Source organism: Agromyces cerinus subsp. cerinus, from assembly GCF_900142065.1.
Lineage (GTDB): Bacteria > Actinomycetota > Actinomycetes > Actinomycetales > Microbacteriaceae > Agromyces > Agromyces cerinus.
This window is the reverse complement of record NZ_FSRJ01000001.1, coordinates 730,764-742,525: the sequence shown is the minus strand read 5'-3', so window position 1 is coordinate 742,525 and position 11,762 is coordinate 730,764. Positions and strand designations below refer to the sequence as shown.

The window sequence follows — 11,762 nt, the reverse complement described above, 5'->3', positions numbered from 1 at the left end:
CCACACGGCTCACGCCGGCCGCGAACATCATGCGGTGGGCAGCGCCTCGGCCCCCGTCGAAACGGATGCCGCGCGCTCACGCTCCTTCAAGACCTTCTGGTCGTGACGGCTGATCGCCGGCTCTCCCTCTCGCAGCTGCGAGTAGAGCGGAGCGGCGACGAACACCGTCGACCAGGTGCCGACGAGAATGCCGATGAGCAGTGCCAGCGAGATGTCTCGGAGCGTGTCGGCTCCGAGCACGCCGGCGCCGATGAAGAGGATCGCCGCGACGGGCAGTGCAGCCACGACGCTCGTGTTGATCGAGCGCACGAGGGTCTGGTTGACCGCGAGGTTCACGGATTCGGCGAAGGTGCGCCGCGACTCCTGGCCGTCTTCGGCGGTGTTCTCACGGATCTTGTCGAAGACCACGACCGTGTCGTAGAGCGAGTAACTGAGGATCGTGAGGATACCGATGGTCGCCGCAGGGCTGATCTCGAAGCCGACCGCGGCGTAGATGCCCACGGTCACGACGAGGTCGCCGATCAGCGCGAGGATCGCCGCGAGCGACATCTTCCACGTGCGGAAGTACAGCGCCATGATGATGCCCGCGAGCAGGAGGAACGCGACGAGGCCGACGAGCGCCTGCCGCGTGACATCCGCACCCCAGCTGGGGCCGATGAACGAGGACGTGACCTCCGACTCGGGAACGTCGTAGGCCTCGGCGAGAGCACCGGTCACGTCCTGCGAATCCGCCTGGTCGAGCTGGTCGGTCTGCACGCGTACGCCGGTTCCGCCGACGATCGCGACGCGCACCTCGGCGTCGGGCACGACGGAGTGCACCGCCTCGATGGCGGGCTCAGCGGTGGCGTTCTCGACCTGGGCGATCTGGAACTGGGATCCGCCGCGGAACTCGATGCTGAAGTTGATGCCGGTGAGGAGCGGAACGACGACCGAGAGCAGGATCAGGATCCCGGCGATCGTGTACCACTTCTTGCGGCCTCCGACGAAGTTGAAGGAGCGCTTGCCGGTGTAGAGGTCATTGCCGAAGGTCGTGAGACGGTTCGCCATCAGGACTCCTTCCCTTCGTCGGACGAATCGGAGGCGCCCACTGCAGCAGCGGCCTTCCGTTCGGCGATCGTCTGGCGGCGCTGCGCTTCCTTCGCGCTGGCCGCGGTCTTCTTCGCCGGCTGTCCGACAGGCTTGCGGAACTCGGCACGACCGCGGTACACGGCTCCGAGCGCGTTCGGGTCGAGACCCGACCAGGGGTTGCCGCTCGAGAAGAAGCGGGTCTGCGCGAGCAGCTGCAGCATCGGGTGCGTGAACAGGATGACCACGATGACGTCGATGATCGTGGTGAGTCCGAGGGTGTACGCGAAGCCCTTGACGCTGCCGACGGCGAGCACGAAGAGCACGATGGCCGCGAGCAGGTTGGTGGCCTTCGACGCGAGGACCGTTCGGAACGCGCGTTTCCAGCCCGCCTCGACCGCACCGACGAGTGGCCTGCCGTCTCGGAGCTCGTCTCGAACACGTTCGAAGTAGATGATGAACGAGTCGGCTGTGAAGCCGATCGAGACGATGAGGCCCGCGATGCCGGCCAGCGACAGGCGGTAGCCCTCACGCCACGACAGGATCGTGATCATCAGGTAGGTGATGATGCCCACGATCACGAGCGAGGCGATGGTGACCGAGGCCAGGGCACGGTACTGGAAGATCGTGTAGATCACCACGAGGATGAGGCCGATGAGGCCGGCGATCAGGCCCGACTGGAGCTGCGAGGTGCCGAGTGTCGGCGAGATCGTGTCGGAGGACTGCACCGTGAAGCTGAGCGGCAGCGCGCCGAACTTCAGCTGGTCGGCGAGCGCCTTCGACGAGGCCTGGTCGAAGCTGCCGGTGATCTGCGGCTTGCCGTCGGTGATCGCGCCGTTCATCGACGGCGCGGTGAGCACCTGGCCGTCGAGCACGAACGCGAACTGATCGCGCGGCGTCTGGCCCTGCAGGCCGTACAGACGCGTGCTGACCGTGGCGAAGTCCTCGGTGCCCTCGGCGTCGAAGACGATGTTGACGGCCCACTGGCCCGTCGATGCGCCGGTCTGCGTCTGCACCATGCCGTTGGTGGCGTCGACGATGTTCTCGCCGCTCGCCTCCACCGGGCCGAGCAGGTACTTCGCGGTACGGGTCACGTCGCAGGTGACGAGCGGCTCGTCGGCCGGAGCGACGTTCGCCGAGTTCTCGTCGATCTGCGAGCAGTCGAAGTCGTCGAACTCCTTCTGGAGCGCCGGGGTGACCCACGACGGGTCGCTGCCATCGGTCGGCTTCGCCGTCGGCGTCGACTCGAGCTCCTCCGCGGGCGCCTCGGTCGGCGCGGGACTCGCGCTCGGATCGATCGCCGTGTTGGTCGCCGCGTCGGCGAGCAGCACGGCACGCAGCTCGAGCTTCGCCGACTGCTGGATGCGCGCACGGGTCTGGTCGTCGAGCTCACCCGGGATGCGGACGACGACGTTCTCGCCCTCGGTGTTGATCTCGGCCTCGGAGACACCCGACGCGTCGACGCGCTGGCGGATGATCGAGACCGCCTGGTCGAGCTGCTCTTGCGAGACGTTCGCGCCGGTCTCGACCTTCGGCTCGAGGATGATCTGCGTGCCGCCCTCGAGGTCGAGCGCGAGCTTCGGAGTCCACGACCCGCCGCCCCAGATGACGCCGGCGGCATTGATGCCGAACAGCAGCGCGATGATGACACCCAGCCAGGTGAGTGATCTCCATGCCTTGCGCACGGGGGTCGGCCGGGATGACCGCTTCGATGGTGCAGCCACGTGTTCCGCTTTCTCTGCAGAGAGCCCGCGCGTCAGCGCACGGGCCCAGCCTGGGGTTGAGTCTTAGTCGTCCGACTTCTTGGTGTCGGGCTTCTCGTCGGTCGCGTCCGTCGAGGTCGCTTCGGTCTCGGCGTCGAGACGCTCGCCGAACTCGGGCTCGCCCTCGATCGCGGCGGTCTCTTCGACGGCGTCGGCCTTCGGCTCGACGACGCGTGCGACGGTCTGGCGGTGCACGGTGAGCACGGTGCCGGGCGAGGTCTCGAGCAGCACCTGGTTCTCGTCTTCGTCGATCGAGAGGATGGTGCCGAAGACGCCGAAGTTGGTCATCACCTTCGCGCCAGGCTGCACCTTCGACTGCAGTTCGCGGGCGTCGGCCTGACGCTTGCGCGAGTTGCGGAACATGAAGAAGATGAGCACCGCCAGGACGGCGAGCATGATGATGGTGAACGGATCGAACGTCATGAGAGGAGAAATACCTTCCGGAGTGCGACGCGCGCACGAAGTCGTCGGTGCTGAGGGGTCAGCTTCAAGGATTATAGGTCATCGATCGGAAGCGCCGCTGCCGCATCGGGTGCATGCGCGGCGAGACCGAAGTGACGCCAGGCCGCGGGAGTCGCGACGCGCCCCCTCGGCGTTCGGGTGATGAGCCCGATGCGCACCAGGAAGGGCTCGACGACGGCCTCGATCGTCTCGGCCTCTTCGCCGACCGACACGGCGAGCGTATTGAGTCCGACCGGTCCACCTCCGAAGCGCGTGAGGATCATCTCCATGACCGCGCGGTCGAGCCGGTCGAGCCCGAGCGGGTCGACGTCGTAGAGCTCGAGCGCGGCACGGACCGCGGCGAGGTCGGCGCGTTCACCGTGCACGAGCGCGTAGTCGCGCACCCGACGGAGCAACCGGTTCGCGATGCGCGGGGTACCGCGGCAGCGCCCGGCGATCTCGGCGAGTGCCTCGCGGTCGGCATCGAGGCCGAGCATGGTGCCGGCCCGCGTGAGCACCTGCTCGAGCTCGGCCTCGTCGTAGAACTCGAGATGGGCGGTGAAGCCGAACCGGTCGCGCAGCGGGTTCGGCAGCAGCCCGGCCCGCGTGGTCGCGCCGACGAGCGTGAACGGCGACAGGTCGAGCGGCACCGAAGTCGCCCCCGCACCCTTGCCGACCATGATGTCGATGCGGAAGTCCTCCATGGCGAGGTAGAGCATCTCTTCGGCCGAGCGCGCCATGCGATGGATCTCGTCGATGAAGAGCACCTCGCCGGGCACGAGCGAACTCAGGATGGCCGCGAGGTCGCCGGCGTGCTGGATGGCCGGGCCGCTCGACATGCGCAGCGGGCGCCCGCCCTCGTGGGCGACGATCATCGCGAGGGTCGTCTTGCCGAGCCCCGGGGGGCCCGCGAGCAGGATGTGGTCGGGCGTGCGCTGCTGCAGCGTCGCCGCGGTGAGCAGCAGTTGCAGCTGCCCGCGCACGCGGGTTTGTCCGACGAACTCGCCGAGGCTCTTGGGCCGCAGCGCACCCTCGAACGCGAGCTCCGCCTCGCCGGCGAGCAGGGGGTCGGTCAGGTCGAGGTCGTCGCTCATCGTGCCCGCCCCGTCTGCTGCGCGGGGCCGAGCCGGGCGAGCGTGAGCCGCAGCAGCGTCGGCACCGATGCGGCATCGATATCGGATGCCGCGGCGATCGTCTCGTCGACGGCCTCTGCCGCGACCCGCTCCGACCAGCCGAGGCCGGTGAGCGCCGCGAGCACGCTGTCGGCGGCGCCGCCGGCGACGACCGGCGCGTGCGGCGTCGACACGGCCGGCGCGACGAGCTTGCCCGCCAGCGAGACGGTGATGAGCTTCGCGGTCTTCGGGCCGATGCCGCTCACCTTGCGGAATACGGCGTCGTCATCGCGCTGCACCGCCTCGGCGATCTGGCCGGGCGACAGCACCGAGAGCACGCCGAGCGCCGACTTCGGGCCGACGCCCGTGACGCCGATGAGGAGGTCGAACACGTCGAGCTCGTCGCGCGTGGCGAAGCCGAAGAGCGTCAGCGAGTCTTCGCGCACCACGAGCGTGGTGTGCACGGATGCCTCGTACCCCTCGCGCATCGAGAGGGCGAGCGCCGGGGTCGTGTTGACATGGAATCCCACCCCGCCGACCTCGATCACGACCGAACCACCGGCAGCTGCGAGCACACGGCCACGAAGAGAGGAGATCACCGCTTCAGCCTACGGGCCGCCCCCGACACCGAGGCGGAGCGCTCCGCGGCGAGCCACGCCCGCTGGGCCGGTGTGAGGGCGGAGTCGTCGGCCGAGCCGTCGGCCCCGTCGCGCACGGCGGCGCCCGCGACTCCCCCGGTGCGCCAGGCGTGGCAGATCGCGAGGGCGAGGGCATCGGCGGCATCCGCGGGTTTCGGCACCTCGTCGAGGCCGAGGATACGGGCGACCATCGTGCCCACCTGCTTCTTGTCGGCGCGCCCGTACCCGGTGATCGCGGCCTTGACCTCGCTCGGCGTGTGCAGCGCGACGGGCAGCGCCCGGCGCGCCGCGATCAGCATGGCGACGCCCGAGATCTGGGCGGTGCCCATGATCGTCGAGACGTCGCTGCGGGCGAAGACGCGTTCGAGGGCGACGGCCTGCGGCCGGTGCTCCTCGATGATCGCCTCGAGCCCTTCGGCGATGCGCACGAGTCGGCGCGGCGTGTCGAGCTCGGCGGGCGAGCGCAGCACCACGACGTCGACGAGCCGCGCCGTGCGGTTCGGCTCGACATCGACGACGCCCACGCCGCATCGCGTGAGGCCGGGGTCGATGCCGAGCACTCGCACGGCGATCGGCCTACTCGTCCGTCTCGAGCTCGGCCTGCACCTCGGGGGTGAGGTCGAAGTTGCTGTAGATGTTCTGCACGTCGTCGCTGTCTTCGAGCGCGTCGATGAGCCGGAACACCTTGCGGGCGGTCTCGGCGTCGATCTCGACCTTGAGCGACGGCACGAACGCGGCATCCGCCGAGTCGTAGTCGATGCCGGCCTCCTGCAGCGCGGTGCGCGCGGCGACCATGTCGGATGCCTCGGTGATGACCTCGAAGGTCTCGCCCTCGTCGGTGACCTCTTCCGCGCCGGCGTCGAGCACCGCGCCGAGCACGTCGTCTTCGCTGAGACCGTCGGTCTTGGCGACGACGATGACGCCCTTGCGCGCGAAGTTGTACGCGACGGAGCCAGGGTCGGCCATGGTGCCGCCGTTGCGGGTCATGAGTGTGCGCACCTCGGCGGCCGCGCGGTTCTTGTTGTCGGTGAGGCACTCGATGAGGAGCGCGACGCCGTTGGGGCCGTAGCCCTCGTACATGATCGTCGTGTAGTCGATCGACTCACCGGTCAGGCCGGCGCCGCGCTTGATGGCGCGGTCGATGTTGTCGTTCGGGACGGAGGTCTTCTTCGCCTTCTGCACGGCGTCGACGAGAGTCGGGTTGCCGGAGAGATCGGCGCCGCCCATCTTCGCGGCGACCTCGATGTTCTTGATGAGCTTCGCGAACGACTTCGCACGGCGCGAATCGATGATCGCCTTCTTGTGCTTGGTCGTCGCCCACTTGGAATGCCCGGACATGCGTCTCCTGAATCGAATCCTCGCGCGGCCGGGCCACGGCTCGCGCGCCACCATTCTAAGTCAGCGGCGCTCGCCTGCCACGCGCTTCTCCGGCACGGGATGCAGTCGGCGGAGCGCGCGCTCGTACCCGCGGCGCCCGAAGAGCCGGTACGCCGCGCGCATCGGGGCCGGGAGTTCCCGGGCCATCCAGGCCGATCGCTCCGATTCGGGGACCGCCTCCATCATGAGCCCGAGCAGCAGGAAGAGGGGCAGCGGCGGCTTCTCCCGCTGCGCGTGCGCCGAGATCTCGTCCCACTCCGCTTCCGACAGCACGGCGTCGAGCACGGGCAGGGCCTCCCGTTCCTCGTCGGCGAGGTGCACCGCGAGGGTCCGGTCGACCTCGTCGAGGGCGCGTGCGAGACGCTCCGCGTCCGAGGCATCCGCGTTCGAGGCCGCCCAGACATCGATCAGCGCGTCGATCTCGTCGAGCTGATCGGAGACCGTCTGGTGCTGCGTCCGCATCAGCGCGACGTGGAGGCCGCAGGCCGGCGCGCGCTCCGTCATGCGGTCCCAGAAGAAGTCGTCTTCAGCGTGGTGGTGCGTGTGCAGCAGCGCGGTGAGGCCGTGCAGATGCTGCGTGAGGAAGGCGATGCGCTTCGCGTCGCCGGGAACGACCTCGCGCACGAGTCCGGGTGCTTCGCCGAAGAGCCGGCGGAAGATCCGATGGATGAGCACGATCTCGTCGCTGCGGCACGTCGTCGCGGGCGCACCGCCGGCGGCGGACGCTCCGGTACTTGGGAGTCGAGTGGTCATGGAAGGTCAGCGAAGCGGATGCCGCGGCATCCCGCCCCCGTGGCGACCCGCCCCTCGGCTCGGTGCCTCCACTGAACTCCAGGACCGGCGAGTCCGCCGATTCGGGCTCAGCCGAGCATCTTCCGGAGGGTGCGGAGATTGCGGTTCGTCGTCGTCGGCTTGAACCGTGCCTTCGCGAGCAGCTTCGCGAACGGCGTGTCGACCGTCGTGCCCTTCACGGGGTTCCAGTAGACGACGCCGTCACCTCGCGCGATCGGGTCGACCTCGGGGTCGGCGTCGGCCGCGAAGGCCGCGAGTTCGTCGATGACCGCCGTCTCGGACGCGAAGATCACCCACGGCTGCCGACGCTCATCGCCGGCGTCGAACGGAAAGCCGTCAACCGCGCGCTGCAGCTGGGTGCGGGTGACGAGCACGATCCACGCGTCGTAGTCGAAGCGGTCGCGGAGCGCCTGCTCGATACGCGCCTTCAACGCCTCGCGGGTCTCGCTCGCCGTGCTCGCGAACACGACGTTGCCGCTCGCGAGCACCGTGCGGACGCCCTCGAAGCCGAGGCTCTCGAACAGTTCGCGCAGATCTGCGGACCTCACGGTGATGCCGCCGACGTTGACGCCGCGGAGCAGTGCGATGAAGTCGGTCATGCTGCGACCCTAGCGAGCGCCGCCGACGGCCCGCATCGGCCGGCGCACCGGGCCGCCGTGCGTCAGCTCGAGACCGAGGCCCGCTCGCGCACCTTCGCGAGGAAGTACTCGTGGAAGCGGTGCTCCCCCGTGATCTCGGGGTGGAAGCTCGTGCCGAGGAGGTTGCCCTGCTCGACGGCCACGACCCGCCCGTCGGCGAGCGTCGCGAGCGGCGTCGCCGCGGCACCGACGGACTCGACGACCGGTCCGCGGATGAACACCGCGTGCACCGGCACCTCGCCGAGCGCCGGGATGTCGAGGTCGGTCTCGAACGACTGGTTCTGCGAGCCGAAGGCGTTGCGGCGCACGACGACGTCGAGGCCCCCGAGCGACTCCTGGCCGGCGATCGCGTCGAGCACCGTGTCGGCGAGCATGATGAGCCCGGCGCACGTGCCGTAGACGGGAAGCCCCGCGGCGATCGCGGCTTTCAGCGGCGCCTGCAGCCCGAACGTGCGCGCGAGCTTGTCCATCACGCTCGACTCCCCGCCGGGGATCACGAGACCGTCGACCGCGTCGAGCTCTTCGGGGCGACGCACGAGCGACACCTCGGCGCCGAGCGTCGCGAGCACGTGCGCGTGCTCGCGGAAGTCCCCCTGGAGGGCGAGCACCCCGACGCGGGGGCCGGCCGAAGCCGACACCCCCGCGTCGAGTGAACCGCTCCTGAGGTTCGTGGTCACCAGCCGCGCTCGGCGAGGCGGTGCGGTGCGGCGAGGTCGGCGACGTTGATGCCGACCATGGCCTCGCCGAGACCGCGCGAGACGGCGGCGACGACCGAGGGGTCGTCGTAGAACGTGGTCGCCTTGACGACGGCGGCCGCGCGCGCCTCGGGGTTGCCCGACTTGAAGATGCCCGAGCCGACGAACACGCCGTCGGCGCCGAGCTGCATCATCATCGCGGCATCCGCCGGGGTGGCCACGCCGCCGGCGACGAAGAGCACGACCGGGAGCTTGCCGGTCTCGGCGACCTCGAGCACGAGCTCGTACGGCGCCTGCAGCTCCTTGGCCGCGACGTAGAGTTCGTCCTTCGTCATCGAGCGCAGCACGTTGATCTCGGACGAGATCTTGCGGATGTGCTTGGTCGCCTCGGAGACGTCGCCGGTGCCGGCCTCGCCCTTCGAGCGGATCATCGCAGCACCCTCGTTGATGCGGCGGAGCGCCTCGCCGAGGTTCGTGGCACCGCAGACGAAGGGGGTGTTGAACGCCCACTTGTCGATGTGATTCACGTAGTCGGCGGGCGAGAGCACCTCGGACTCGTCGATGTAGTCGACGTCGAGGGCCTGCAGCACCTGCGCCTCGACGAAGTGGCCGATGCGGGCCTTCGCCATGACGGGGATCGACACCTCGGCGATGATCGCGTCGATGAGGTCGGGGTCGCTCATACGGGCGACGCCGCCCTGCGAGCGGATGTCGGCGGGCACGCGCTCGAGGGCCATGACGGCGACGGCGCCGGCGTCTTCGGCGATACGTGCCTGCTCGGGAGTGACGACGTCCATGATGACGCCGCCCTTCAGCATCTCGGCGAGGCCGCGCTTCACGCGGCTCGAACCCGTTTCGGATACGGTCACAGGGGGATCCTCTCGGACGTGCGCGACACTCTGCCGCGCATCGAACAGACCAAACAGAACTATTGTCCTAGGCCAAAAGATAGCATGGTCGCAGACACGAAGAAGGGCGGTACGCCATCATCGACATCGAAGGTCGCTCAGCGGCGGAGATCGCCGACAGCCTGCGCACGCTGATCGAGCGCGGCGCGCTGCGTCCCGGCGACGCCCTCCCGCCGGTCCGCACGCTGGCGGAGCACCTCGGCGTGAATCGGAACACCGCCGTCTCGGCCTACCGGCAGTTGATGAATGCCGGCGTCGTGATCACCCTGGGCCGAGGCGGCACTCGCGTGGCCGGCGGTTCCGCGGTCGCCCAGGAGGGCTTCGCCGCCGACACGGCGCTCCGCGACATCGGCACGGGCAACCCCGATCCCGCGCGGATCCCCGACCCTTCGCACGCCCTCGCGAGCATCGCCCGTCGCCCCGTGCTGTACGGCGAACCCGTCATCGATCCCGACCTGGCCCGATGGGCGCAGGAGTGGATGAGCGCCGACCTGCCGCCTGAGATCCCGATGCGGCTCACCGTGACGAGCGGCGCCGGTGACGCCGTCGAGCGCCTGCTCGCCCAGGCGCTCACGCGCGACGACGCCGTCGCCCTCGAAGACCCCTGCTTCCTCACGAGCATCCACACCGTGCGCGTCGCCGGCTACCGCCCGGTTCCGGTGCCGATCGACGACGAGGGCATGACCGTCGAGGGCCTCCGAGCCGCGCTCGAGCAGGGCGTGCGAGCCGTCATCTGCACGCCCCGCGCTCAGAATCCCACGGGAGCGAGCCTCTCCGAGCGACGCGCCGCCGAGCTGCGAGCCGTCCTCCGCGACCACCCCTACGTGCTCGTCATCGAAGACGACCACTACTCGCTGCTCTCGCAGCTGCCGTACCACTCGCTGATCGGCGCCGAACATCGGCGCTGGGCGCTCGTGCGCTCGGTCTCGAAGTTCCTCGGTCCCGACATGTGCCTCGCCGTCACGGCCTCCGACCCCGAGACCGCGGACCGACTCGCGATGCGACTGACCCCGGGCACCACGTGGGTGAGCCACCTGCTGCAGCGACTCGTGCGCGCGCTCGCGACCGACCCCGAGGTCGCAGCGGGCATCCGCGCGGCCGGAGAGCACTACGCCGCCCGCAACGCCGCGTTCGCCGAGCTGCTCACCGCCGAGGGCGTCCCGACGAGGGTCGGCGACGGCCTGAACGTCTGGGTGCCCCTCGGCGCGCCCGCCCGAGCGGTCTCCGAGCAGCTCATGCGTCGCGGGTGGCTCGCACGGCCCGGCGACGAGTTCGCACTCGGCGCCGAGGCATCCGATCACCTGCGCCTCACCGTGCACGAACTCGACGACGCCGATCTGCAGAAGCTGGCCGCCGACCTGGGCGCCTCGGTTCGAGCGGTTCGCCGCTAGCCTCCGAGCCGCAGACGGAGGAGCGACGCCGGAGATGCGATGATCGAGCGGTGAAGATTCTCTCGATCCAGTCCGCGGTCGCCTACGGTCATGTCGGCAACTCGGCCGCCGTCTTCCCTCTGCAGCGCATCGGCGTCGAGGTGTTGCCGGTCTACACCGTCAACTTCTCGAACCACACCGGCTACGGCGCATGGCGCGGACCGATGATCAGCCCCGACGACGTGCGCGATGTCATCACGGGCATCGAGGAGCGCGGCGTGTTCCCGCAGATCGACGTCGTGCTCTCGGGCTACCAGGGCGGCGAGGGCATCGCCGACGTCATCCTCGATGCGGTCTCGCGGGTCAAGGCCGCGAACCCCGATGCCGTCTACGCGTGCGACCCGGTCATGGGCAATGCGAAATCCGGATGCTTCGTGGCCCCTGCCATCCCGATCCTGCTGCGTGACCGCGTGGTTCCCGCGGCCGACATCATCACGCCGAACCAGTTCGAGCTGGGCTTCCTCACCGAGACCGAGCCCGACACGCTCGAGTCCACGCTCGCCTCGGTCGACCTCGTGCGGGCCACCGGCCCGCGCACCGTGCTCGTGACGAGCGTGGAGCGGCCCGACCGCGAGGAGGGCACGATCGAGATGCTCGCCGTCGACGATGCGGGCGCCTGGATCGTGCAGACCCCGCTGCTGCCGATGAAGGCGAACGGCTCGGGCGACGTCACCGCAGCGCTCTTCACGGCGCACTACCGCCGCACGGGCGACGCGGCCGAAGCGCTCGCTCGGGCCACGTCGAGCGTCTTCGACCTGCTCTCGCTCACGCACACCTCGGGCGAGCGCGAGCTGCAGCTCGTCGAGGCTCAAGAGTTCTACGCGAACCCGAGCCTGCAGTTCACCGTGCGCCAGGTACGCTGACCGTTCCTCCCCCGGTCGGATCCGTCGCAACGCGCTGAGC

The 11,762-nt window shown here is 69.6% G+C and carries 13 protein-coding genes; 2 read left to right on the top strand and 11 right to left on the bottom strand.

The features are described from left to right. Positions 1-27: 27 nt before the first annotated feature. From secF to pdxS, 11 genes are all read right to left on the bottom strand, one after another. The gene (gene secF / locus BUR99_RS03340; RefSeq protein WP_074258908.1) at positions 28-1,047 is read right to left on the bottom strand and encodes a protein translocase subunit SecF; all 1,020 of its coding nucleotides are present in this window, start codon (positions 1,045-1,047) and stop codon (positions 28-30) included. After that, positions 1,047-2,789 carry a protein translocase subunit SecD gene (gene secD / locus BUR99_RS03335; protein ID WP_074258907.1) on the bottom strand — a complete coding sequence of 581 codons (1,743 nt, stop codon included), beginning with the start codon at positions 2,787-2,789 and terminating at the stop codon, positions 1,047-1,049. Before secD ends, secF begins: the two co-directional genes overlap by 1 nt. A 63-nt stretch (positions 2,790-2,852) precedes the next feature. Beyond that, positions 2,853-3,251 (bottom strand): preprotein translocase subunit YajC, encoded by a 399-nt coding sequence (gene yajC, locus BUR99_RS03330; protein WP_074258906.1) that lies wholly within the window; start codon positions 3,249-3,251, stop codon positions 2,853-2,855. Between the two features lie 71 nt (positions 3,252-3,322). Beyond that, positions 3,323-4,363: a Holliday junction branch migration DNA helicase RuvB gene (gene ruvB / locus BUR99_RS03325; protein ID WP_074258905.1), complete on the bottom strand. Its 1,041-nt coding sequence runs from the start codon at positions 4,361-4,363 to the stop codon at positions 3,323-3,325. Continuing rightward, positions 4,360-4,980: a Holliday junction branch migration protein RuvA gene (ruvA, locus tag BUR99_RS03320; protein ID WP_074258904.1), complete on the bottom strand. Its 621-nt coding sequence runs from the start codon at positions 4,978-4,980 to the stop codon at positions 4,360-4,362. The genes ruvB and ruvA overlap by 4 nt, the downstream gene beginning before the upstream one ends. Continuing rightward, the gene (gene ruvC / locus BUR99_RS03315) at positions 4,977-5,585 is read right to left on the bottom strand and encodes a crossover junction endodeoxyribonuclease RuvC (RefSeq protein ID WP_200802656.1); all 609 of its coding nucleotides are present in this window, start codon (positions 5,583-5,585) and stop codon (positions 4,977-4,979) included. The genes ruvA and ruvC overlap by 4 nt, the downstream gene beginning before the upstream one ends. 10 nt (positions 5,586-5,595) lie before the next feature. Beyond that, entirely contained in the window at positions 5,596-6,357 is a 762-nt protein-coding gene (locus BUR99_RS03310) for a YebC/PmpR family DNA-binding transcriptional regulator (RefSeq protein WP_074258903.1), read from the bottom strand. 60 nt (positions 6,358-6,417) lie between these two features. Beyond that, entirely contained in the window at positions 6,418-7,149 is a 732-nt protein-coding gene (locus tag BUR99_RS03305; protein ID WP_074258902.1) for a hemerythrin domain-containing protein, read from the bottom strand. A gap of 107 nt (positions 7,150-7,256) precedes the next feature. Continuing rightward, on the bottom strand, positions 7,257-7,787 hold the full coding sequence (locus BUR99_RS03300; protein WP_074258901.1) for a DUF1697 domain-containing protein: 531 nt from the start codon (positions 7,785-7,787) through the stop codon (positions 7,257-7,259). Between the two features lie 62 nt (positions 7,788-7,849). Then, on the bottom strand, positions 7,850-8,503 hold the full coding sequence (gene pdxT / locus BUR99_RS03295) for a pyridoxal 5'-phosphate synthase glutaminase subunit PdxT (RefSeq protein WP_074258900.1): 654 nt from the start codon (positions 8,501-8,503) through the stop codon (positions 7,850-7,852). Further along, positions 8,500-9,390, bottom strand: coding sequence for a pyridoxal 5'-phosphate synthase lyase subunit PdxS (gene pdxS, locus BUR99_RS03290; RefSeq protein WP_056009358.1), 891 nt, complete (start codon positions 9,388-9,390; stop codon positions 8,500-8,502). Before pdxS ends, pdxT begins: the two co-directional genes overlap by 4 nt. Positions 9,391-9,506: 116 nt before the next feature. On the opposite strand from pdxS, the gene BUR99_RS03285 reads away from it, so the two are divergent. Together BUR99_RS03285 and pdxY are read left to right on the top strand one after the other, a co-directional pair. Further along, positions 9,507-10,820, top strand: a complete 1,314-nt coding sequence (locus BUR99_RS03285; RefSeq protein WP_143231421.1) for an aminotransferase class I/II-fold pyridoxal phosphate-dependent enzyme — start codon at positions 9,507-9,509, stop codon at positions 10,818-10,820. Positions 10,821-10,870: 50 nt separating this feature from the next. Further along, positions 10,871-11,722, top strand: coding sequence for a pyridoxal kinase PdxY (gene pdxY / locus BUR99_RS03280; protein ID WP_074258898.1), 852 nt, complete (start codon positions 10,871-10,873; stop codon positions 11,720-11,722). The last annotated feature ends 40 nt before the right edge of the window (positions 11,723-11,762 follow it).